Source organism: Ursidibacter maritimus (assembly GCF_009761395.1).
Classification (GTDB): domain Bacteria; phylum Pseudomonadota; class Gammaproteobacteria; order Enterobacterales; family Pasteurellaceae; genus Ursidibacter; species Ursidibacter maritimus.
Genome location: NZ_LEKN01000023.1, coordinates 1 through 23,167, shown reverse-complemented (window position 1 = coordinate 23,167; position 23,167 = coordinate 1). Strand labels below are relative to the sequence as shown.

21 protein-coding genes, 3 tRNA genes, 1 other RNA gene and 2 pseudogenes are annotated in these 23,167 nt (G+C 37.1%); 13 read left to right on the top strand and 14 right to left on the bottom strand.

The genetic code is table 11. The annotated features are described in order from the left end of the window. Positions 1-127: 127 nt before the first annotated feature. The 5 genes from A1D26_RS05470 to mutY form a co-directional block, all read right to left on the bottom strand. Positions 128-203 (bottom strand) — tRNA-Asn (locus A1D26_RS05470). A 19-nt stretch (positions 204-222) separates the two neighbouring features. After that, a tRNA-Phe gene (locus A1D26_RS05465) sits at positions 223-298 on the bottom strand. Between the two features lie 124 nt (positions 299-422). Then, positions 423-1,517 carry a membrane-bound lytic murein transglycosylase MltC gene (gene mltC, locus A1D26_RS05460; RefSeq protein WP_157403067.1) on the bottom strand — a complete coding sequence of 365 codons (1,095 nt, stop codon included), beginning with the start codon at positions 1,515-1,517 and terminating at the stop codon, positions 423-425. A gap of 13 nt (positions 1,518-1,530) precedes the next feature. Next, the gene (locus tag A1D26_RS05455; protein ID WP_157403066.1) at positions 1,531-1,803 is read right to left on the bottom strand and encodes an oxidative damage protection protein; all 273 of its coding nucleotides are present in this window, start codon (positions 1,801-1,803) and stop codon (positions 1,531-1,533) included. Continuing rightward, positions 1,781-2,917 carry an A/G-specific adenine glycosylase gene (gene mutY / locus A1D26_RS05450; RefSeq protein WP_157403065.1) on the bottom strand — a complete coding sequence of 379 codons (1,137 nt, stop codon included), beginning with the start codon at positions 2,915-2,917 and terminating at the stop codon, positions 1,781-1,783. The genes A1D26_RS05455 and mutY overlap by 23 nt, the downstream gene beginning before the upstream one ends. A 121-nt stretch (positions 2,918-3,038) precedes the next feature. Here mutY and gloA2 point away from each other — a divergent pair, with 121 nt between their 5' ends. The 7 genes and pseudogenes from gloA2 to A1D26_RS05415 all read left to right on the top strand — a co-directional run. Then, positions 3,039-3,428 (top strand): SMU1112c/YaeR family gloxylase I-like metalloprotein, encoded by a 390-nt coding sequence (gene gloA2, locus A1D26_RS05445; protein ID WP_157403064.1) that lies wholly within the window; start codon positions 3,039-3,041, stop codon positions 3,426-3,428. A gap of 3 nt (positions 3,429-3,431) precedes the next feature. Continuing rightward, the gene (gene sfsA / locus A1D26_RS05440) at positions 3,432-4,145 is read left to right on the top strand and encodes a DNA/RNA nuclease SfsA (RefSeq protein WP_157403063.1); all 714 of its coding nucleotides are present in this window, start codon (positions 3,432-3,434) and stop codon (positions 4,143-4,145) included. 68 nt (positions 4,146-4,213) lie between these two features. Beyond that, positions 4,214-4,402 carry a YqaE/Pmp3 family membrane protein gene (locus tag A1D26_RS05435; protein WP_157403062.1) on the top strand — a complete coding sequence of 63 codons (189 nt, stop codon included), beginning with the start codon at positions 4,214-4,216 and terminating at the stop codon, positions 4,400-4,402. Between the two features lie 160 nt (positions 4,403-4,562). Continuing rightward, positions 4,563-5,084, top strand: coding sequence for an ATP-dependent protease subunit HslV (gene hslV, locus A1D26_RS05430; protein ID WP_157403061.1), 522 nt, complete (start codon positions 4,563-4,565; stop codon positions 5,082-5,084). A 39-nt stretch (positions 5,085-5,123) separates the two neighbouring features. Then, positions 5,124-6,449 carry an HslU--HslV peptidase ATPase subunit gene (gene hslU / locus A1D26_RS05425; protein WP_198303098.1) on the top strand — a complete coding sequence of 442 codons (1,326 nt, stop codon included), beginning with the start codon at positions 5,124-5,126 and terminating at the stop codon, positions 6,447-6,449. 82 nt (positions 6,450-6,531) lie between these two features. After that, positions 6,532-6,898: a transfer-messenger RNA gene (ssrA, locus tag A1D26_RS05420) on the top strand. A gap of 248 nt (positions 6,899-7,146) precedes the next feature. Further along, positions 7,147-7,348, top strand: a pseudogene (locus A1D26_RS05415) (IS481 family transposase); the annotation flags it as partial. Between the two features lie 132 nt (positions 7,349-7,480). Here the strand turns inward: A1D26_RS05415 and rpoH are convergent. Both rpoH and A1D26_RS05405 read right to left on the bottom strand, forming a co-directional pair. After that, positions 7,481-8,425: an RNA polymerase sigma factor RpoH gene (rpoH, locus tag A1D26_RS05410; RefSeq protein WP_157403059.1), complete on the bottom strand. Its 945-nt coding sequence runs from the start codon at positions 8,423-8,425 to the stop codon at positions 7,481-7,483. A 185-nt stretch (positions 8,426-8,610) separates the two neighbouring features. After that, positions 8,611-9,933 carry an anaerobic C4-dicarboxylate transporter gene (locus A1D26_RS05405; RefSeq protein WP_157403058.1) on the bottom strand — a complete coding sequence of 441 codons (1,323 nt, stop codon included), beginning with the start codon at positions 9,931-9,933 and terminating at the stop codon, positions 8,611-8,613. Positions 9,934-10,096: 163 nt separating this feature from the next. Here A1D26_RS05405 and dapF point away from each other — a divergent pair, with 163 nt between their 5' ends. Then, positions 10,097-10,921 (top strand): diaminopimelate epimerase, encoded by an 825-nt coding sequence (dapF, locus tag A1D26_RS05400; RefSeq protein WP_157403057.1) that lies wholly within the window; start codon positions 10,097-10,099, stop codon positions 10,919-10,921. Positions 10,922-11,235: 314 nt separating this feature from the next. Here dapF and A1D26_RS05395 read toward each other — a convergent pair. Next, positions 11,236-11,330, bottom strand: a tRNA-Sec gene (locus A1D26_RS05395). A 65-nt stretch (positions 11,331-11,395) separates the two neighbouring features. On the opposite strand from A1D26_RS05395, the gene selA reads away from it, so the two are divergent. Next, the gene (gene selA / locus A1D26_RS05390; RefSeq protein ID WP_157403056.1) at positions 11,396-12,781 is read left to right on the top strand and encodes an L-seryl-tRNA(Sec) selenium transferase; all 1,386 of its coding nucleotides are present in this window, start codon (positions 11,396-11,398) and stop codon (positions 12,779-12,781) included. Between the two features lie 54 nt (positions 12,782-12,835). Here the strand turns inward: selA and A1D26_RS05385 are convergent, their stop codons facing one another. Genes A1D26_RS05385 through A1D26_RS05375 form a run of 3 tightly spaced genes read right to left on the bottom strand, consistent with a single transcriptional unit; the run spans position 12,836 to position 14,245 of the window. Next, the gene (locus tag A1D26_RS05385; protein WP_157403055.1) at positions 12,836-13,111 is read right to left on the bottom strand and encodes a deoxyribose-phosphate aldolase; all 276 of its coding nucleotides are present in this window, start codon (positions 13,109-13,111) and stop codon (positions 12,836-12,838) included. A 34-nt stretch (positions 13,112-13,145) separates the two neighbouring features. After that, a complete protein-coding gene (locus tag A1D26_RS05380; RefSeq protein WP_157403054.1) occupies positions 13,146-13,610 on the bottom strand; it encodes an outer membrane lipoprotein in 465 nt (154 codons plus the stop codon). A 17-nt stretch (positions 13,611-13,627) separates the two neighbouring features. After that, positions 13,628-14,245: a VOC family protein gene (locus tag A1D26_RS05375; protein WP_157403053.1), complete on the bottom strand. Its 618-nt coding sequence runs from the start codon at positions 14,243-14,245 to the stop codon at positions 13,628-13,630. A 39-nt stretch (positions 14,246-14,284) separates the two neighbouring features. Between A1D26_RS05375 and argS the strand changes: the two genes are divergently transcribed. The 3 genes from argS to A1D26_RS05360 all read left to right on the top strand — a co-directional run bounded on the left by argS (position 14,285) and on the right by A1D26_RS05360 (position 18,635). Then, positions 14,285-16,012: an arginine--tRNA ligase gene (argS, locus tag A1D26_RS05370; RefSeq protein ID WP_157403052.1), complete on the top strand. Its 1,728-nt coding sequence runs from the start codon at positions 14,285-14,287 to the stop codon at positions 16,010-16,012. Between the two features lie 85 nt (positions 16,013-16,097). Next, positions 16,098-17,933 carry a selenocysteine-specific translation elongation factor gene (selB, locus tag A1D26_RS05365; protein ID WP_157403051.1) on the top strand — a complete coding sequence of 612 codons (1,836 nt, stop codon included), beginning with the start codon at positions 16,098-16,100 and terminating at the stop codon, positions 17,931-17,933. A gap of 114 nt (positions 17,934-18,047) precedes the next feature. Beyond that, positions 18,048-18,635: an FMN-dependent NADH-azoreductase gene (locus tag A1D26_RS05360; protein WP_157403050.1), complete on the top strand. Its 588-nt coding sequence runs from the start codon at positions 18,048-18,050 to the stop codon at positions 18,633-18,635. Positions 18,636-18,719: 84 nt separating this feature from the next. On the opposite strand, the gene A1D26_RS05355 is transcribed toward A1D26_RS05360, so the two are convergent. Genes A1D26_RS05355 through mnmG form a run of 3 tightly spaced genes read right to left on the bottom strand, consistent with a single transcriptional unit; the run spans position 18,720 to position 22,068 of the window. Then, positions 18,720-19,532, bottom strand: a complete 813-nt coding sequence (locus A1D26_RS05355) for an alpha/beta hydrolase (protein ID WP_157403049.1) — start codon at positions 19,530-19,532, stop codon at positions 18,720-18,722. 22 nt (positions 19,533-19,554) lie between these two features. Then, positions 19,555-20,166 carry a 16S rRNA (guanine(527)-N(7))-methyltransferase RsmG gene (gene rsmG / locus A1D26_RS05350; RefSeq protein ID WP_157403048.1) on the bottom strand — a complete coding sequence of 204 codons (612 nt, stop codon included), beginning with the start codon at positions 20,164-20,166 and terminating at the stop codon, positions 19,555-19,557. 12 nt (positions 20,167-20,178) lie between these two features. Further along, positions 20,179-22,068: a tRNA uridine-5-carboxymethylaminomethyl(34) synthesis enzyme MnmG gene (gene mnmG / locus A1D26_RS05345; RefSeq protein WP_157403047.1), complete on the bottom strand. Its 1,890-nt coding sequence runs from the start codon at positions 22,066-22,068 to the stop codon at positions 20,179-20,181. 804 nt (positions 22,069-22,872) lie between these two features. Between mnmG and A1D26_RS09760 the strand changes: the two are divergent. Next, a pseudogene (locus tag A1D26_RS09760) lies at positions 22,873-22,998 on the top strand (SEL1-like repeat protein); the annotation flags it as partial. Between the last annotated feature and the right edge of the window lie 169 nt (positions 22,999-23,167).

Here is a 23,167-nt window from a genome sequence, read left to right as displayed (position 1 = left end):
ATTTTTTGGAGTAAGATCACAAAATTCAAATAAATATGAATAAAAATGAACTTTTTTAAGAATAGATAATTTAAATGAACACTGAAAAGACAAAACCCTGATGATTTCTCATCAGGGCTTCTGAATATGGCTCCTCCTGCGGGACTCGAACCTGCGACATATGGATTAACAGTCCACCGTTCTACCGACTGAACTAAGGAGGAATAGATTTCGCAATCTTAATGGTGCCTCGAGGCGGAATCGAACCACCGACACGGGGATTTTCAATCCCCTGCTCTACCGACTGAGCTATCGAGGCATCTCGTCGTTTGCGGGGTGCATTATGCTGATTTCCGTCCCCTTCGTCAAACGTTTTTTTAAAAAAACATAAAAAAAACGTTTGATGGCTTGCTTTTTATTCAATTTGTTTAAAAAACAAAAACTTATCTTACATTTCTGTATTTTTGTTGAGCTTTATTCACTTTTAATAAGTAGTTTCTTGCCTGTGAAGAAGGATGTGCAGTGGTTAAAATACGAAATACCGCATCAGGTTGTAAATTATTGATGCGATCCATTGCTGTCCATTTATCATTATCAAAGACCCTTAACACTGCTCCAGCACCACTGTTATATGCTGAAATCATTGCATAGCGTTTTGATGTAGGGTTGGTTAGTCCTTCAAGATACTCATCTCGTAAAATTGTTAAGTACATTGTACCGGCATCAATATTTTTGCTTGGATCATATAAATAATCACGATCAGGCTGACCGCCATAACCTTTGCGAGCAAAAATATCACGCCCAGCAGTACGAGGCACAACTTGCATTAAACCAATAGCATTAGCATAACTTACTGCATAAGGGTTAAATGCAGACTCCACTTCCATAATTCCAAGAATCAAACTAATATCAATCCCATATTGTCTAGCCGCTTGTCTAACCATCGGTAAATAGCGTCTTGCACGTACTTCTACGTGGTTAGCAATCATTGGTATATTGACATAAGTAACAGTATGCCCGTTATTTAAACGACGCGTTTTCAGTTTATTTTGAATTAAATAGCTTGCAAAATCATTGGCAATTGCCACGTTAGTCACTGCTCGTCCGAAATTATCGACTACTTGCCCCGCTAAAAATGGATTATGACTAATTGGCACATCACCAGAAGCGAAAAGATCGATTCCTGTGGCATCTGAACCCATTAACAAGGTATGAATAATAGAATTTCGCAAACGGTTTTGATCGCCTAAAGTTTCAATCGTAATTTGTCCGTCTTCAAAACTAATATGGCTACGAGTGTAGTATTTATCGGTATATTTCACATAATCTTTACGGCTTGCGACTAAGAGTTCATTTACCCCCCAAATATGGTCGATATTACGTGAAAATTGTCCTGCAAGGATATCCAATCCATTTGTATCTTTGGTGTAGTCTGGTCTAGATTTACTTCCTTTCTTCGATTTCTTTGGGCTACTGCCGCAAGATGCAAGAAAAGGAATGATTGCAAGCAAAGGCAAATATTTTTTTAATTTTTTCATAATCAAACTCGTATTATTTCTCGACAGCTACATAACCTTCGATATGAACTTCTTTTCCTTCAAATAAAAAGCTGATCATTTCACTTTCTAACTGTTTACGATGTTCAGGATTCATCATATTGAGTTTTCTTTCATTAACTAACATTGTCTGCTTTTTGATCCACTCAGCCCAAGCTTGTTTACTAATAGAATCAAAAATACGCTTTCCCACGTCACCAGGGTAAAGCTGAAAATCTAACCCTTCGGCATCTTGTTTCAAATATTCACAAAAGACTGTACGAGCCATTATTATTTCCTTTATTCGTTATACTTAATTCATCTAAAATACGCTTAACAGGTGTTGCTAAGCCTATTTCACTAGGTTGGTGTAAATCATACCAACATTCTTCATTTGAAGATACTGACAGATAATAGTTTCCTTGATCTTCTTGCAAAATGCTTTGTTCTATATCCACTAAAATAGGATAAATATCTAAGTGAAAATGACTGAATGTGTGGCGAAAAGCAATTAAATGTTGTGAAATTTGCAAATTTTTAGCAGAAACTGACCGCTTTAATTCATCTAAAGAATCAAATTGTGGAAATGCGAATAATCCGCCCCAAATCCCTTTTGATTCACGTTTTTCTAATAATACTTTTGACCCTTTTTTTAAGACTAAAAAATAGCTTGTTCGTTCAGGTAATGTTTTTTTCTGTTTTTTTGCGGGAAAATTCGCCCACGCTTGCAAGCGGTCAGTTTCGCAGTTTTTTTGCAATGGGCAAAGTGTACATTTCGGTTTGGAACGGACACAAATCATCGCACCTAAATCCATCATTGCTTGATTAAAATCCGCAACTCGCTTGTTTGGTGTTACTGATGCACTGAGTTGCCATAGCTGATTTTCTACGGCTTTTTCGCCTGCCCAGCCTTCTACCGCAAAATAGCGAGAAAGAACCCTTTTCACATTGCCATCTAAAATAGGATAGGGAGAATCAAGTACCGAAGATAAAATTGCCCCAGCAGTACTTCGCCCAACGCCAGAAAGGGCAAAAACATTCTCAAAGTCTGTTGGAAATTCCCCTTGATATTGATCGCGAATAGTTTGTGCCGCTTTGTGCAGGTTTCTGGCTCGTGCGTAATAACCAAGCCCCGTCCATAAATGAAGCACTTCATCAATGGATGCATCGGCGAGAGCTTGTACCGTTGGAAATCGTTGAATAAATCGTTCAAAGTAAGGGATAACAGTCGCAACTTGAGTTTGTTGCAACATCACTTCAGATAACCAAACGCCATATAACGTTTTCTGCTGTTGCCAAGGCAAATGTTTACGACCATATTGCTCAAACCAAGTTAAAACGGCTTGAGCAAACTCATCATTTGTACTTGCTTGAGCTAACGGAAATTGCGATTTGCTTTTCACTAAATTCTCTTTACAATCCATTTGATCGTATTATTAGATTAGATATTGGTTCTACATACTACCGCAAGCGGTCAGATTTAACAGATATTTTGCAAAACTTTGCGAAAGATAAGGATAAAAAATGTCCCCGATTATTGGTTTTCATCATATTGCTATTATTACCTCCGATTACACACGCTCTAAACGCTTTTATACCGAAATTTTAGGGGCAACTATTATCAATGAAACACACCGAGCAGAACGTGATAGCTACAAATTGGATATCGCATTTTGCGATGGTTCTCAAATTGAGTTATTTAGTTTTCCAAGTGCCCCACCACGAGCCACTCAACCAGAAAATTGCGGATTACGCCATCTTGCTTTCCAAGTAGAAAATTTAGAGCAAGCGATTAGATTTTTAGAAAAAAATGCAATTATTCACGAAGGAATAAGAATAGATGAAGTAACGGGTAAGCGTTTTACTTTTTTCCGAGATCCTGATGACTTACCTTTAGAATTTTACGAGATTTAACCAATGAAATTTCCCCCACTTTCTTGTGGTATTTTACTCCGACGTTACAAACGATTTTTAGCTGATGTACAACTCCCAAATGGTGAGCAAATTACCTTACATTGTCCGAATACCGGTGCAATGACGGGCTGTGCGAATCCAGGGGATCGAGTATGGTTTTCGACATCGGATAATCCAAAACGGAAATATGCGCATACTTGGGAGCTAACGGAAACTCATACAGGTGATTTTATCTGTGTGAATACTCAACGAGCCAATCAACTTGTTGCAGAAGCACTTGAGAATAAGTGGATAAATGAGTTGGCTAATTACCAACACATTTTCCCTGAGCAAAAATATGGCGAAGAAAATAGTCGAATTGATTTTTTACTTAAAAAAGACGGAATGCCTGATTGTTATATCGAGGTAAAATCAACCACGCTATTAACTGATAATGGAATCGGTATGTTCCCCGATGCGAAAACTGAACGTGGACAAAAACATCTGCGTGAGCTAACTCAAATAGCTCAACAAGGGCAACAAGCGGTGATTTTCTTCGCTATTTTGCATACAGGCATAAATACCTTTGAAGTTGCACGACAAATCGACCCTAAATATGCTCAATTATTTGAACAAGCGGGAGATAACAATGTAAAAATGCTGTGTTATAAAGCTCAAATTATTATTGAGCAGCAAAGACCCATTGCATTGGAGCTGAGAAAAGCTTTGTTATCATAAAAGGTTATTTATTACACAGAAAACAAGCTGTATAATCACTGCACGCTTACTTTTTAGGAGGATATATTATGCGTTTATTGATTGCATTTTTACTACCTTGGTTGACTTTTTTCACTATTGGTCGCCCATTTTCTGGGATCTTATGCTTAATTCTACAAATTACACTGATTGGTTGGTTACCTGCGACTATTTGGGCTGTTTACGCACTTTCTCAATATAATACCGCTAAACAAATCAATGAAAAATTAGGTAAATAATCCCTTATTAAGCGGTGAGTTTATGGCAGTCATTTGCAAAAAATAGCGAAAATCTCACCGCTTACTGAAAGCATCTATTAGAAAATATCCTTCTTCCCTTGAATTTTCACTTTTTACCCTCAAATACAACCCCAGTTTTTCATAAAATCAAGGAATTCAAATGACAACAATCGTATGCGTTCGCCGTAATGGTAAAGTGGCTATTGGCGGTGACGGACAAGCTACATTAGGTAATTGCATTGAAAAAGGTACAGTGCGAAAAGTGCGCCGAATGTATAAAGATAAAGTCGTAACAGGCTTTGCAGGTTCAACAGCTGATGCTTTTATTTTGCGTGATTTATTTGAGAAAAAACTTGAATTACACCAAGGTCATTTAGTGAAATCTGCAGTGGAATTAGCAAAAGAGTGGCGTTCTGACCGAGCTTTACGCCGTTTAGAAGCGATGATGATTGTCGCAAATGAGAGTGAGTTTTTGCTTGTTTCGGGTAGTGGTGATGTGATTGAGCCAGAATATGATGTTCTAGCTATCGGCTCTGGCGGCAATTATGCAAAATCTGCCGCATTAGCCTTACTACGCACAGAAAATACTCTTTCAGCCAAAGAAATTGTAGCTGAAGCTCTAAAAGTGGCTGGCGATATTGATATTTACAGCAATCATAATCACATTATCGAAGAAGTTTAAAATAAGTGCTCTTTGAATCAAGAGAAAAAGGAATACATAATTATGTCAATGACCCCTCGTGAAATCGTATCTGAACTCGATGCACATATTATCGGGCAACACGAAGCAAAGCGTGCCGTTGCCATTGCATTACGTAATCGCTGGAGAAGAATGCAATTACCAGAAGATCTTCGCCAAGAAGTGACACCTAAAAATATTTTGATGATTGGACCAACAGGTGTCGGTAAAACTGAAATTGCACGCCGTTTAGCTAAATTAGCGAATGCGCCATTTATCAAAGTTGAAGCAACCAAATTTACTGAAGTGGGTTATGTTGGTAAGGAAGTCGATTCCATTATTCGCGATCTCACCGATGTTGCGGTGAAATTGGTTCGTCAGCAAGCGGTAGAAAAGAACCGCTTTCGTGCAGAAGAAGCTGCGGAAGATAGAGTTTTAGATATTTTATTACCTCCAGCGAAAGATCAATGGGGCAATGTTCAAGAAGCGGATAACAGCTCTACACGCCAAATTTTCCGCAAAAAATTGCGTGAAGGACAACTTGACGATAAAGAGATTGAAATTGACATTTCTTCTCCTGTTAGTGTTGAAATTATGACACCACCAGGAATGGAAGAAATGACTTCACAACTGCAATCTCTATTTGAAGGAATGTCGCCAAGTAAAACCAAAAAACGCAAAATGAAAATTAAAGATGCGTTTAAAATTTTAATTGATGAAGAAGCTGCAAAATTAGTCAATCAAGATGAACTAAAACAGCAAGCGATTGAAGCGGTTGAACAGCACGGTATTGTCTTTATTGATGAAATCGACAAAATTTGTAAAAAGAGTGAACATAGTGGCGGTGACGTTTCACGTGAAGGTGTTCAACGTGATTTACTGCCAATTATTGAAGGCTCGACTGTCAATACTAAACACGGAATGGTAAAAACTGACCATATTCTTTTCATCTGTTCTGGTGCATTCCAAGTGGCACGTCCATCAGATTTATTACCTGAATTACAAGGTCGTTTACCTATTCGTGTTGAACTCAAATCACTTAATAAAGCAGATTTTGAGCGTATTCTTACTGAGCCAAATGCGTCATTAACTTTACAGTATCGTGAGTTAATGAAAACGGAGGGTGTGGATATTGAGTTTACCCAAGATGGCATTAGCTGTATTGCTGAATCGGCATTTAGAGTAAATGAAAAGACTGAAAACATTGGTGCAAGACGCTTACATACTGTATTAGAACGTTTAATGGACGATATTTCATTTAACGCAAGCGATCGCTCAGGTGAGAAAATCACTATTGACGAAAGTTATGTGAAAAATGCCTTAAATGATGTTGTAGAAAACGAAGATTTAAGTCGCTTTATTCTTTAATCCATCTTTCTAGAGAAAGCGGTTGGTTATGCAAAAAACTTTGCAAATCAACCCGCTTTCCTTTAGAATTTGACGACTTTTTGGGGCTGATTCTGGATTCGACGGGATTAGCGAAGCCCAAGGTGCACGTCGAGGTGCGGTAGGCCTCGTAAACAAACCGCAAAATAATAGTCGCAAACGACGAACAATACGCTTTAGCAGCTTAATAACCTGCATTTAGCCTTCGCTCCCTAGCTTTCGCTCGTAAGACGGGGATAAAGCGGAGTCAAACCCAAACGAGACCGTGTGGACGCTTCGGCTTGGAGATCGAAACACTAAATTGAATCAAGCTAGTTTATTCTTAGCGTGTCTGTCCGCAGAGAATAAATGAAATTAAAGACTAGACTAAACGTGTAGTACTGAAGGTAGAGTAATTTCGGACGGGGGTTCAAATCCCCCCAGCTCCACCAAATTGATAAACAATACTGACTAAAACAGACCGATAAAGCCTTGAAAATCAACACTTCAAGGCTTTTTTATTGCCTAATTTTAACTGAAATAGACCGAAACAAACTGATGATTTTAGTTATACGTTTAGTTATACTGCTTACCATATAACTAAAAGTCGTATAACTAAAACGAGGGTAAAGCCTTATGGCAAGGGGAACAACGGCACTTAATAACACTCAAATTGAGAAAGCCAAGCCAAAAGAAAGGGAATACACGCTATCAAACGGCAAGATTTGGGAAGAAAATATATACAGATTTAGCAAACATTACAAGCTGATTTAGATGAGTGGTTAATGTATTATAATCACCATCGAACACATCAAGGAAAAATGTGCTGTGGCAGAACACCGATGGCAACATTACTTGATGGAAAAGGGATTTGGGCAGAAAAGAATTTAAGCTCAAATTAATCTGACAGACACTATAATTTTAAACGGGGACTGTCAGATTAGGTTTGATGTTCTACACTTTAACGCACTTTTTAGCAATTATTTAGCAATCACACCATTTTGCAAGTAATAGAACCGCTTTCATATTAGTATCTATTCCAACGTAATCGAATCTTTAATCTTCTTCAATGCTTGGTTCTCAAGCTGGCGAACTCGTTCTGCGGAAATATTATATTTTGCAGCAAGTTCGTGTAATGTTGCTTTTTCTTCATCCAGCCAGCGAGTTTTAATAATGTCTTGGCTACGTTCATCTAATTGTGCGAGAGCATAAGCTAATTGAGCTGTTGCTTGCCCATTGTGTTGCTCATCTTCCAAGTCATCTGCAAAATTAGAATTATCATCTTCGATATACATTGACGGAACATAGGCTTCATCACTATCTTCACCAACAGGCAAATCAAATGCCATATCTTGCCCTGTCATTCGTGACTCCATTTCTTTAACATCATCAGGAGATACGCCGAGTTCTTCCGCTACTTTTTGAATTTCTTCTTCATTAAACCATGCTAAACGTTGCTTATTTTTTCGCAAATTAAAAAATAACTTACGCTGAGCTTTGGTCGTTGCGACTTTTACAATACGCCAATTACGTAGCACATATTCGTGAATTTCGGCTTTTACCCAATGCACCGCAAAGGAAACTAAACGTACCCCAACTTCAGGATTAAAACGTTTTACTGCTTTCATTAAACCGATATTCCCTTCTTGAATTAAATCGGCTAAAGGCAAACCATATCCCATATAGCCACGAGCAATATGTACAACAAACCTTAAATGAGAAAGGATTAACTGTTTTGCCGCTTCTAAATCTTCATCATAGTAGAAACGTTCTGCGAGCTCTTTTTCTTGATCGGCTGTAAGCATCGGATATTGATTTGCCATACGAATATAGCTATCTAAATTCCCTTGTGGAACAAGCATTGTATTTGATAGAGCTTTGTGATCTGTTTCATCACCGTCATCAATCAATTCCACTTCTTCTGGCTCAATCACTTCAATATCGTCATCGGGTAGTTCTTGATCTGGTTGTTGGTTCATTACTTTCTCAATCTATTAAAAAACAGTTTGATTATCAAACTGCTAAAAAGTTTATAGATATTACCTTTTTATCAGATAATTGCCAAATGAGAACTTGGCATAAATAAGCAAGCGGTTAGATCTTTGCAAAAATTTGCAATAATCTAACCGCTTAGATTTATTTAGCTAATATAACTATGTTTTCGTTACAGTAAGATACTTGAGAATAATAAACCGAAACCTAAGCAGAATACCATACTTAATAAGCCTGGTAGCATAAAGCTGTGGTTGAAAATATATTTCCCAATTTTCGTTGTACCTGTGCTATCAAAGTCAATAGATGCGATGATTGGTCCATAGTTTGGAATAAAGAAGTAACCATTTACGGCAACAAATACCCCAATTAAAATAGGAGCTGGAATACCTAATGCCACAGCGATTGGGAATAATGTCGCCACTGTTGCACCCTGGCTATTTACCAATACAGAAAGAACAAAGAGTGCAAAGGCAAACGCCCAAGGAGCAGCTTCAACTAAACCTTGAACCATTCCTTTCACTTCTGTCATATGACCTTGCATTAAAGTATCACCTAACCAAGCAATACCAAAGATGGCAATCACAGCACGCATACCTGCGTGAAATACAGAACCTTGAGTAATTTCATTTCCGTTTGGTTTGCAAGTTAAAATAATTAATGCTGAAACTGATAACATGACGATTTCAATCGTATGTGCCATTCCCATCGGTTTACCATCAAATACTGGACGAAGTGATGGCATAGCACCCATTACAACAACAAGTAATGCACCGAATAAGAATAAACCTACTGATGTTTTTGCTGTTGATTTGATCTCGATAGTTTCTGGGTTAGTAACTGCATGGTTTAATTTTACATACTCAGGATCTTGTAATAAACGTTGATAATGTGGATCATCTTTTAACTCTTTACCCAATTTATTAACGATTAAACAAGCACAGAATAAACCTAAAATAGTAGCAGGAATTGTTACTCCTAATACGCTACCTAATGTAATGCCTTGTGGCTCCAAATATGCAACCACAGCAACGACAGCTGCAGCAATCGGACTTGCCACAATTGCAAATTGAGAAGCGATTACCGCCATTGAAAGCGGACGTTCTGGGCGAATACCATTATGGCGGCTTACTTCTGCAATAACAGGTAATACAGAATAAGCAACATGCCCTGTGCCAGCAAGAACCGTAAATGTCCAAGTTACTGCTGGGGCGATAAATGTAATATATTTAGGATTACGACGTAAAATATTGGTTGCGATTTTGATCATATAATCTAAACCACCAGCTGCTTGCATTGCAGCTGCAGCAGAAACTACCGCCATAATCATCAACATCACATCAATAGGTAAACCTGCTGGTTTTAACCCAAATCCGAAAGATAAAATAGCTAAGCCAACACCGCCCATTACTCCTAGACCGATGCCGCCGATTCGTGCACCAATCAAAATACAAAGTAATACAACGGCAAATTGAAGAAGAAACATTGCGGACATAATTGCTCCATTGTAATTTTCAAAAAAAAACTTCATACTGACGAAAAATGCTAGCGATAATTCGTCCTTTCCTAACCTAAACAGAAAGGCGAGCAATATATCAATAAATAAATATAATCGCTATAACTAAGATCAATAAAAATTTCTAATCATAGGAAAATGTATGCAATTTTCTAAAATGCACGGTTTAGGTAATGACTTTATGGTTATTGATGGTGTTACTCAGAACGTTTATTTAACGGAAGAAATTATCCGTAAATTAGCTGATCGCCATCGTGGTGTGGGCTTTGATCAACTCTTACTGGTTGAACCACCTTATGATCCTGATTTGGATTTTCACTATCGTATTTTCAATGCTGATGGAAGTGAAGTCTCTCAATGTGGTAATGGTGCGAGATGTTTTGCTCGTTTTGTTACATTAAAAGGGCTAACTAATAAATCCGATATTGGCGTAAGTACCGCCAAAGGAAAAATGGTATTAAGCTTAAAAGAAGATGGAAAAATTACAGTCAATATGGGTGAACCAATCTGGGAGCCTGCTCAAATTCCGTTTACAGCCAACAAATTTGAAAAAAATTACATTCTTCGAACCGCTATTCAAACGGTATTGTGTGGTGTGGTTTCAATGGGTAATCCACACTGCGTACTACAAGTTGAAAATATTGAAAAGGCTAACGTAAATGAATTAGGTCCGCTACTTGAAAGTCACGAACGTTTTCCAGAACGTGCCAACATTGGTTTTATGCAAGTCATTAACCGCAATCACATTAAACTGCGTGTTTTTGAACGTGGAGCAGGTGAAACTCAAGCTTGTGGTAGCGGTGCTTGTGGGGCTGTTGCTGTTGGTATTATGCAAGGATTATTAGATAATCAAGTACAAGTCGATTTACCAGGTGGTTCACTTAATATTGAATGGAATGGTGAAGGTACACCGCTTTATATGACTGGCGATGCAGTGCACATCTATGATGGATTTATAAAGCTGTAGAAATAATCTAGAAAGGAATGAATAATTAGTGGCTGATTTGAATATCTTTTAACTTACTCATAGCAATTAGTAACAAAGAAAAAGGCAAAAAGTAACAAGATTTTGAAAAAGCATATAAGCCTTTAAACATTGCTATATAAGGCTTATAAAAAATAGTAACAAAGGATAAGTTTGTTACTATTTTTGTTACTATTTTATAGTTGATGTGAGTTTACAACGGCTTACTTTAGAATACAATAAACAGAATGAAAGGCTTGATTTATAAGGGATTTTTATGGGTTGATTTACGTTAAATTATGGCGGATTATATGGATTGGCGGAAGTGAATGGGAGTTGAACCCACCCGAGAACGCTGGCATCCTCAATAGGATTTGAAGTCCTACCGCCTCACCGGAGACGACTCACTTCCGAAAAAGTAGCGCCATTTTACTGAATTTATTAAAATTGTGCAAAATATCTCAATAGGTTTTCTTTATGCAACATTTATTCCGCTCTATTCCTGCACTAGATAAATTATTAAAAACAGTTCAAGGTCAACAGCTTATTTTACAATTTGGGCATCAAGCAGTAGTTGAACAGATTCGTAGTTTGCTTGCTCAAATTCGTCAAGAAATTCATCAAACTCACGCCTTACCTGATATTTGCCAATCTAATGAATTTTTATTAAACCGAGTGGAAGAACTGTTATCTAAGAAAAAAAATGTTGCTATAAAACAAGTTTTTAATTTAACAGGAACTGTTTTACATACCAATTTAGGGCGTGGGTTGTGGTCTGAAAATGCAATACAAGCAGCCACTCAAGCGATGAAACATAATGTTGCGTTAGAATTTGATATTGAAGCTGGAAAAAGAAGTCACAGAGATCATTATATTTCTCAATTACTTTCCGAAATTACAGGTGCAGAAGCCGCTTGCATTGTTAATAATAATGCGGCAGCCGTATTACTGATATTAGCTACTTTTGCCCAAGGTAAAGAGGTGATTATCTCTCGCGGTGAATTGATTGAAATTGGAGGTTCATTTCGTATTCCAGATATTATGCAGCAAGCAGGTTGTAAATTAGTCGAAGTTGGCACAACTAATAGAACGCATCTAAAAGATTATCGTAATGCTATTACTGAGAATACAGCTTTTCTAATGAAAGTGCATACTAGCAATTATCAAATTCAAGGGTTTACGGCAAATGTCAGCGAAGAAGAGTTAGTAGCATTAGGAAAAGAGTTTAATTTACCTGTTATGAGTGATTTAGGTAGTGGATCTCTTGTTAATATGCAAGCACTAAATTTACCAGCAGAACCAATGGTGCAAGATAAGGTGTTGTCTGGTGTCGATCTTATCTCTTTCTCAGGAGATAAACTACTTGGTGGGCCACAAGCTGGCATTATCGTTGGAAAAAAATCTCTCATTTCTCAACTGCAACAACACCCATTAAAACGAGTTTTACGCTGTGATAAAGTTATTTTATCTGGGTTAGAAGCAACTTTACGCCAATATCTATTCCCCGAGCAGCTCACTCATTCATTGCCCACTTTGCAGTTACTTACACAAAAATTAGATGAGCTTAACCAAAAGGCTGAGCAATTAAAAGCCAGTTTATATAAGCAGTTAGATTCTCGTTATATTTTGCAAATTGAGCCTTCTCTCGCTCAAATAGGCAGTGGAGCTTTACCAACGGAACAAATCCCATCTATTGCAGTAACCATTTCAAGTGCAAATCAGCGTGATTTATTAGAATTAGAACAACAATTTAAAAATTATCCAAATCCAATGATCACTCGTATATCACAGCAAAAAATGTGGTTAGATTTACGATCAGTAGGGCAGTTCGATGAATTATTAGAAATGTTAAATGAGAATTAATGAATAGAAATAATTAGCGAATTACCTTTAAGATAATTCGCTAATTCAATTAGATTATTTGAATTCGTAACGACGAATTGTTTTTAAATCTTCATCTTGATTTGCTTGCGCATCACCAACAACAATACGAGCACCTACTGTTGCATGAGAGTCGTATTTACGAACCATTTTCACAACTTCGCCATCATCTTTAGCAACAGTAAGTTCTACTGTATTTGCATCTAAATCTTTGCTACTAAGAACAGTTGCATTACCTTTGTCTGAATAAACATCAGCTGTACAAGCCGCTAACACCACACTCATTAACATAATAAGAGAGAATTTTTTCATTGTTTTTCCTTAGATATAAACAAATTTATTTTTATTAAAGTAGAGAAACGTTTAGATCTGAGTTAGAACCCACGATTCTTACACGTTTACCTGGATTGAAACCATTTTCTTTTTTCTGAACAACAACGATTTCTTTACCATCATCTTTACGAATAACCATCTCTAATGAAGAAACTTGACTCGCTTTTTCTTCAACTTTACTACCAAGAGCTGCACCTGCAATAGCACCAATTGCAGTGGCAATTGCTTGTCCTGTGCCGCCACCGATGGTTGACCCAGCTATACTACCGATAACACCACCACCAACAGAACCTAAAACACCTTGGTTGTCAGCTTGAATTTTTACATCTCGAACGGAAACAATCGTACCATAACTAATAGAACGAGCTTCTTTCGCTTGATCGCCACGATAAACATCGCCACTATAAATATCCGTATTAGCACAACCAACTAGAGAAACTGAAGCAAATAGTGCCAAAACAAATTTAGATTTTTTCATATAAACTCCGAAAAAGGTCAGAAATTATTTTCTGAACAGACTATTGTAGTTATATCATAAGGATGAACTTTAAGACAACAATTATTACGATTAGTTGCGTCTTTCAATGTGATCGCAATACTCGGATTAGGTAATCTTTCCCCTAAAACTTTAGGTTGGCTAATTTTATAACAAATTTGAGTATTTTGTGGTAATCCAAATTGCAATTCTATACGCTTCCCCCACTGCTCAACAGATTCATTTTCCATAAAAGGAATAACAATTTCTATATGCTCCCAACCTTCTTCTAGATAAACCTTATCTTTAGGAAACGGTAATTCAATAATTGAAACCTTCTGCCCACAAAAAATAAGTGGCTCAACTAATTTAATTAAGCTAATAGGGCGACCATTTACTTCACTCTCTTTTAATAACGAATTATCCACCAATAGAAAATCTCGCCACTGTTGTGCTGTTTCTACATTATTCATTCTTACTGCAAGATGATCGATAGGGTATTTACTTAAATCCAACCCGATAACTTGAGCAAGTTGTTGAATTTTTTGCTCAAATTGACCTATATCACCGAAATAAGCGGTCATTTTTGATAAAAAATTTGCAAAATCAAAGTTTTTAACAGGGTTTTTTAGTATCATTGCACACATTTTTACAGTATCTCATCAATAGGAATTATCGTGAATATTCAACACATTCTATCGGAAAAAATTAAGCAAGCAATGATTGCGGCTGGAGCAGAGCAAAATGTAGAAGCGTTAGTCCGACAATCAGGCAAACCACAATTTGGAGATTATCAAGCAAACGGCATTATGGGTGCTGCAAAAAAATTGGGTTGTAACCCAAGAGAGTTTGCTCAAAAAGTGCTAGATAATCTCAACCTAGAAGGTATTGTCGAAAAATTGGAAATAGCAGGACCGGGTTTTATCAATATTTTCTTAAGTGGCGAATGGTTAGCAAATAACGCAGAGCAAGCTTTAAATAGTGAGAAATTAGGTATTCAGCTATCACAAACCCAGACTGTTGTGGTCGATTACTCTTCGCCAAATGTCGCTAAAGAGATGCACGTTGGACATTTGCGTTCAACAATCATTGGTGATGGTGTAGTGCGAGCATTAGAATTTTTAGGGAATAATGTTATCCGAGCAAACCACGTTGGCGATTGGGGTACACAGTTCGGAATGCTAATTGCCTACCTTGAAAAAATGGAAAACGAGCACGCAAGCGAGATGGAATTAAGCGATCTAGAAGCATTTTATCGCGCAGCAAAAGAACATTATGATAGTGATGCCGAATTTGCGGAGAAAGCCCGTAACTATGTTGTAAAACTACAAAGTGGTGATGAGTACTGCCATACAATGTGGCAAAAACTAGTCAAAATTACAATGGTACAAAATCAGCACAATTATCAACGTTTAAATGTGACACTTACCGAAAATGATGTAATGGGAGAGAGCCTTTATAACCCAATGCTGCCAGCCATTGTCGCTGATTTACAAGCACAAGGCTTAGCGGTAGAAGACGAAGGTGCATTAGTGGTTTATCTTGATGAATTTAAAAATAAAGATGGCGATCCAATGGGTGTTATCGTACAGAAAAAAGATGGTGGATTTTTATATACCACAACGGATATTGCAGCTGCCAAATATCGTTATGAAACCTTAAAAGCAGACAGAGCATTGGTTTTCTCCGATACTCGTCAAAGCCAACATATGCAACAAGCGTGGTTAATTACTCGTAAAGCAGGTTATGTGCCTGATAGCTTTAGTCTTGAACATCACAATTTTGGAATGATGCTAGGCAAAGATGGAAAGCCATTCAAAACCCGTACAGGCGGAACGGTAAAATTAGCCGATTTACTTGATGAAGCCGTAGAGCGTGCAGAAAAACTAATTGCAGAAAAAAATCCAAATCTTACCGCTTGTGAAAAGCAAGCTGTGGTAGAAGCAGTCGCAATTGGAGCAGTAAAATACTCTGATTTATCTAAAAACCGTACCACCGATTATGTGTTTGATTGGGATAATATGTTGAGCTTTGAGGGTAATACCGCACCTTATATGCAATATGCCTACACCCGTATCCGTTCTATTTTCAGCAAAGCTGGGATAAATCCAACCCAATTATCGGGCAACATTCTCTTAAATGAAGAGAAAGAACGAACATTAGCACTCAAATTATTACAATTTGAAGAATCGGTAACTACTGTTGCAAAAGAAGGTACCCCGCACGTTCTTTGTCAATATCTTTATGAATTAGCAGGTATTTTCTCAAGTTTCTACGAAGCTTGCCCTATTCTTAATGCAGAAGAAAGTATTAAGCAAAGTCGTTTAAAATTAGCTAGTCTAACGGCTGATACTCTAAAACAAGGTTTAGATTTATTGGGGATCAAAACCGTTGAAAAAATGTAATTAGGCTTGTTTGATTACCTCATCAATATAATTAAATGATTTATCTTTGGGCGGAATTATCCGCCCAAGTTATAGGAGAAAAAGAATGATCATTGTTACCGCAGGCCACGTTGATCATGGTAAAACATCATTATTACACGCACTGACAGGCACACATACCTCTCACTTGCCTGAAGAGAAAAAACGGGGACTAACCATTGATTTAGGTTATGCTTATCTAGCGATTGAAAATGATATTTTGGGTTTTATTGATGTACCTGGGCATCAAAAATTTCTCTCAAATATGTTGGCGGGGCTTGGCGGTATTCAACACGCATTATTAGTCGTATCGGTAGAAGAGGGGATAAAACCACAAACAATTGAACATCTAGGCATTTTAAAATTACTTAATTTTTCTCATATTATGGTCGTGATTACTAAAGCTGACCGCAGTAATGATGAGCAAATTCAATCCTTAATAACCCAGTTAAAACAACAATTTGATTTATCATCTTCAAAATTCTTTGTCACTTCTGCTCAAACAGGGCAGGGTATCGCCGAACTGAAAACATATTTAATAAGCCTTAACCATACTCATTCTAAGGTAAATCAGCCTTTCCGCTATGCTATCGATCGTGTTTTTCACGTTAAAGGAACAGGGCTTGTGGTAACAGGTACCGCCATTGCAGGTAAAGTCAAAATAGGTGATGAAATCTATCTCTCAAATGAGCTAAAAGTTAGAGTAAGAAAAATTCACGCCCAAAACAATGAGTCATCTGAAGGGATTGCAGGACAACGTTTGGCACTCAATATAGCCAATGTGGAAAAAGAACAAATTCAACGTGGTGACTGGCTAACACAATTAGCCCCAACGCAAGCTAGTGAGCGTATTACCATTCAATTAACAGCCGCTCAAAGCATTAAAGAAAACAGTATTATCCATCTCTACCACTACGCCAGCCATATTACAGCCAAACTTAATCTACTCAATGCCACACAAGCGGTGAGAAACGGTAATTATTTTGCAGAAATTATCTGTGATGATGCACTGCATTTTGCTATTGGAGATAAATTGATTATCCGAAATGGCGATGATAGCCAAACAATTGCTGGCGGTGTGGTACTCGAAATTCATTCGCCTAAACGTCATAAACGTAGCGATGCTCGTTTGGCTTATTTAAAGCTATTATCACAAGCAGATCAATTAGATACACGCCTTGCTCTTTATACACAACATCAAACCGTTAATTTATCGCAGTTACTCTGGCAAGAACAAATTTTCCTTGAAGATATCGCCATATTAAGCTACCAACAACATAGCAAATGGTTATTTAATAACGCATTTAAACAACAGGTTCAACAAAACATTATTGATAAATTAAGTGAATACCATCAACAACATAATGATCAACTGGGGGTAACAAAAGCACGTTTACATCGTATCGCTGCTTTAGATCAACCTGAAGATCTTATTTATCATTTTATTGATGAATTACTTGCAGAACAAAAATTATCGCAAACACGCGGTTGGATCCACACACCAGATCATCGTATTGAATTTAATCATACCGAATTGCAAATTTGGGCAGAAATCAGACCGCTTTTTGAACGAACTAATCAAGCATTATGGGTACGAAATATCGCAAATGAGCTTTCAATAGATGAAAATGAAATGCGTAACTTGCTCTACAAAGCGGGAAAATTAGGTTATTTAGTTCCAATAGTCAAAGATCGCTTTTTACTGCACGAACAAATTAGCCAATTTGCTCAGCTTATCAAGCAGTTTATTCAACAAAATGGCGAGATTTCCGTTAATCAGCTCCGAGATGAAATTCAATATGGACGCAAATTAACAGTTCAACTGATTGAATACTTTGACCGTTCAGGCTTTTTAAGACGCAAAGGAAACGTCCATTTACTTCGAGATAGAGAAACTTATTAAGTCTTATTATTTATCTAGGGTAAATACTCTTTTCACATTTACCCTATTTATTGAATAAAAAATACATAATAAACTATCTTTCTATTTTACGGTTCGCTATTTGAAAAGGTTTATATGAAAAAAGTATTAGTTTTAAAATCAAGCATTCTTGCAGAACATTCGCAATCAAATTTATTAAGTGATTACTTCATTCAACAATTAAACGCAGAAATTACTACTCGTGATTTAGTTAAGCAACCATTACCTTATTTTACAAGCGATGCTGCAGCGGCAACTCGTGGTGAACCTGCAACCGAAGAACAGAAAAAATTACTAGCACTATCGAATGAGTTAGTCGCTGAAATTAAAAATAGCGATGTTATTGTGATCAATGCCCCAATGTATAACTTCAGCGTACCCGCACAATTAAAAAGCTACTTTGATTACATCGCTCGTTCAGGTGTTACTTTCCAATATACTGCTGAAGGCCCTGAAGGTTTAGTAAAAGGTAAAAAAGCCATTGTGATTTTAACCACAGGTGGTTTACATAAAGACAAATCAACTGACTTAGTTAAAGTCTATGTTCAAACCTTCCTAGGTTTTATCGGCATTACTGATGTTGAATTTGTTTATGCTGAAGCTCTTGGTTTTGGTCCAGAAGCGGTTGAAAAAGCACAACAATCTGCCAAAGCGGAATTAGATCGCTTGGCAAAAGAATTATAGATTTTACCTAGTTTTTAATCCCTATAAAAAAGGACGTATCACTTTGATCTACGTCCTTTTTTCTTACTTATATCAACTAAACCACTATTCCACCAATGAAAACCGCAGAAAATCCACAAAATGATCTGCCCAGTGCATTTCGTGGTGGATTTCATTTGCCATTATGCGTAAGCGAATATGATCAAGTGGATGTCCTGTACGCAATAGTGCTTGATAATAGTGCAAAGTACAATCAATGTAAGCTTGATTCATATTCGAAATAAAATGCGAATCCACTTCATCGCCTTCATTCGTCCCAACTTGAATAAAAACTTTACTCTCTTTAGCTAGGGAATGATGATGAATAAATTGCAGAAAAGCAGCTTCACTAAACCACGAAGCTAAAGAAAATACCCCAAGATGTCCGAAAATATGTGGATATGCTGCTCCCATATAAGCGGTAATAATACCACCCATTGAGCTACCCGCAAGTAAGGTTTGTTCACGTTCAGGCTTGGTTCGGTAGTGATGATCAATAAATGGCTTTACCGTTTCGACAACCCATTTAGCATAATTCATTCCTTTTCCACCAGCATTAGCCACAGAACCTTTTCCTACATTCGTTTTCCAAGGCCCATATTCATCAAGACGATCAACGCCTGCATTGTCAATACCAACAATAATTAACTTCGGTAATTCATGCGTATTTTTAATTGTTGGAATAATTTTCCAAGAATGCCCCGAATAAGACTCTTTGCTATAAAACACATTTTGCCCATCGTGCATATATAACACTGGATAGTATTGCGACTGTTCATGATGATAATCTTTAGGTAACAGCACTCGAATACGTCTATTATGCTGATAATAAGGCACATAAAGAAAATGCTCTTGCATTTCAAGATAATGATGTTGCATAAAACTACTTAACCGTTGTAATTTATTTCTTTAACACAATTAAATGGCGTTCTCCAACAAGATCTGGCACTTGTAATGGAATAACCTCTAACAATTCAATCGGGCATGTAATTTGCTCAATTTCTTCGCTTTGATAAATCCCTTTTAACGCATAAAAACGCCCATTTTGATTAGGTAGGTGATAACACCAGTCAACCATATCATTTAATGAAGCAAAAGCTCGACTCAGCACGCCATCAAATTGCGTTTCTTGAAACTCTTCAGCACGACTAAGCACAGGCTCAACATTGGTTAATTTCAACTCTCGAATGGCATTTTTAATAAAAGTAATACGTTTTCCTAAACTATCTAACAGCACAAATTGTTTATCTGGATTGGCTATCGCAAGGGGAATACCCGGCAACCCCGGCCCTGTTCCAACATCAATAAAATGCGATCCTTGTAGATGCTTACTTACCACAAGACTATCCAAAATATGTTTAATCAACATTTCGTTCGGATCACGCACCGATGTTAAATTATAGGCTTTATTCCATTTATCTAATAATTTAACAAAATCAATAAGTTGCTGTTTTTGTTCAAGGCTTAGTTTAATATCCGCTTGAGCTAACAAGCGGTCTAATTTTGCTAACATTTTACAAATTCCTTACTCACCACGTTTCAGCATACCTTGTTTTTTTAAGGCGACTAATAAAATTGAAATAGCGGCAGGAGTAATACCTGAAATACGGCTAGCTTGTCCGATTGAAACTGGGCGATGTTGAGTTAATTTTGCACGCACTTCATTTGATAAACTTTCCACTTTATCATAATCAAATTCCGCAGGAATAAGCGTATTTTCGTGACGTTTATGACGTTCAATTTCCTGATATTGATGCTCAATATAACCTTGATATTTAATTGCAATTTCCACTTGCTCTGCGGCTTGTTTATCTTCAATAGCTGGAGCAAAAGGCTCAATTTGCGTTAATTTTTCATAGGTTACTTCTGGACGGCGTAATAGATCTTCACCACTGGCTTCTCGTGCTAATGGACTACTGAGTAAACGATTAACTTCATCAAGGTTCACACTCTGTAAATGCACCCAAATTTGTTTTAAACGCTCACGCTCTTTCTCAATATTATCCATTTTCTGATTAAAACGAACCCAACGAGCTTCATCAATTAGCCCCATTTGGTAAGCAATCGGCGTTAGACGAATATCTGCATTATCTTCACGCAATAATAAGCGGTATTCCGCACGAGAAGTAAATACTCGATAAGGCTCTTTTGTCCCTAAAGTACAGAGATCATCAACTAAAACGCCTGTATAAGCTTGATCACGAGTAGGGAACCAAGGCTCTTTTCCTTGCACTTGTAATCCTGCGTTAATCCCTGCTAATATGCCTTGAGCCCCTGCTTCTTCATAACCTGTTGTGCCGTTTATTTGTCCTGCAAAAAATAAACCATCAATGGCTTTGGTTTCTAAGGTTGGTTTTAAATCTCTCGGGTCAAAGTAATCATACTCAATTGCATAGCCCGGTTTTAAAATACGCGTTTTTTCTAAGCCTTTCATCGAATTAACAATGCCCATTTGCACATCAAAAGGCAAACTTGTTGAAATACCATTAGGATAAACTTCAATGGTGGTTAAGCCTTCAGGTTCTAAATAAATCTGGTGGCTATTACGATCACTAAAACGCATCACTTTATCTTCAATAGAAGGGCAATAACGTGGGCCAATTCCCTCAATAATCCCAGTGTACATCGGACTACGATCTAAACTATTGCGGATCAAATCGTGAGTTTGCTCGTTTGTGTGAGTGATATAACAAGGTATTTGGCGTGGGTGTTGTTCAACCGATCCCATAAAAGAAAATACAGGTAATACATCATCACCGTGTTGTTGTGCTAACACTGAAAAATCAATAGTTCTGGCATCTAAACGTGGCGGTGTCCCTGTTTTTAAGCGATCCACACGCAAATTCAGATCACGCAAACGATCGGCTAACATAGTCGCTGCAGGATCGCCTGCTCGACCGCCTGCATAGTTATCTAAACCAATATGGATCTTACCGGCTAAGAAAGTACCTGCTGTTAAAATAACGGCTTTCGCTTTAAAGGTTAAACCCATTTTAGTCACAGCACCAACAGCTCGATTACTTTCCACTAAAATATCCACGACTTCCTGTTGGAAAATATCTAAATTAGCTTGGTTTTCTAATGCAGTGCGTACCGCTTGACGATATAGCACACGGTCTGCTTGAGCACGCGTTGCACGAACTGCAGGGCCTTTACTACTATTTAACGTTCTAAATTGAATACCTGCGTGATCCGTTGCTGTTGCCATTAAACCACCCATTGCATCAATCTCTTTGACTAAATGCCCTTTACCAATTCCTCCAATAGCAGGATTACAAGACATTTGCCCTAGCGTATCGACATTATGGGTTAATAATAATGTTTTTAGCCCCATTCGAGCAGGAGCAAGTGCCGCTTCCGTACCAGCGTGCCCACCACCAACCACAATCACATCATATATTTCACGATAAATCATATAAACCTTTAATACATTCAAAAATCAAAACGATCTATTGTACCTGAAAAAAGAAGATCCTAGAAAAGCTATTTTGAAGATCATTCAGGATAGATGCGATCTATATAAATAAGATCTTTATATAGATATCTTTATTATTTTTTTTATTAGAGAACCTCAATTTTTAGGATAAATCTAAAATAAAGAGTAAAAACAATAAGTTAAAATAGATCTAAAACTGTATAAAACGATCAAAAAACGAGGATCTTTATTGTGAATAAGATCATTACTTATCCACAGATCATTTTTTACGATCACTTATCCTTGGATAGATCTCAACTTAATGACAGTTTTATTATAAGTTATCCACAGGTGAATTGTGGGGTATATCAGCGAAAAGTTGCAAAAGCTAAGAGTAATCTTACCGCTTGGATGTGGTGTTGAAAAAGATTGAAAAGAAGACTTTAGACGTTATTTAAAAAGTACAGAACTAGGTGAGTTATATGTGAAAACTAGATTAGTATTTGCTTACAAAAAAGGGAGTTTATGGCTAAATATTATAAACAAGCATTCTATTGGTTTAAGAAAGTTAATGTATTACGATATTATTGGATATGCTTTATTTTCGTGGGATTGGAATAGAACAAAATAACGAAAAATCCTTTGAAAATTTCATTAAAACCAATCAACAGCAACCCAAAGATGCGAGTATCCAAGAGCAATTATGCATGATACATGAATTTGGCTTAAGCACAAAACGAAGATGTTCATCGAGCATTTGATTTTTATCGCTAAGCAGCAGAACAAGGCAAAGCGTATTCGCAATATCGCCTCGCTTATTTTTATGAGGTGGGTAAAGTGGTAAGTCCAAATAAAGAAATGGGATTAGCCTATTACCAATTAGCTTGTAAAAACGGTGAAAAGAAGGAGTGTGAGACTATTGGAAAATAAATTGGTAAATTTTTACTAAGAATTAACCACTATTTGAATGTTTTTTCTTGGTTTTGTTTTGTTTTTCATCAAGTGGTCATTTTTTTCCTATTTTTTGCCATTTTTCTGAAAAAAGTCCTTGCGTTGTGTTCAGATTTCTCTATAATGCACACCACACAACGACGCACTG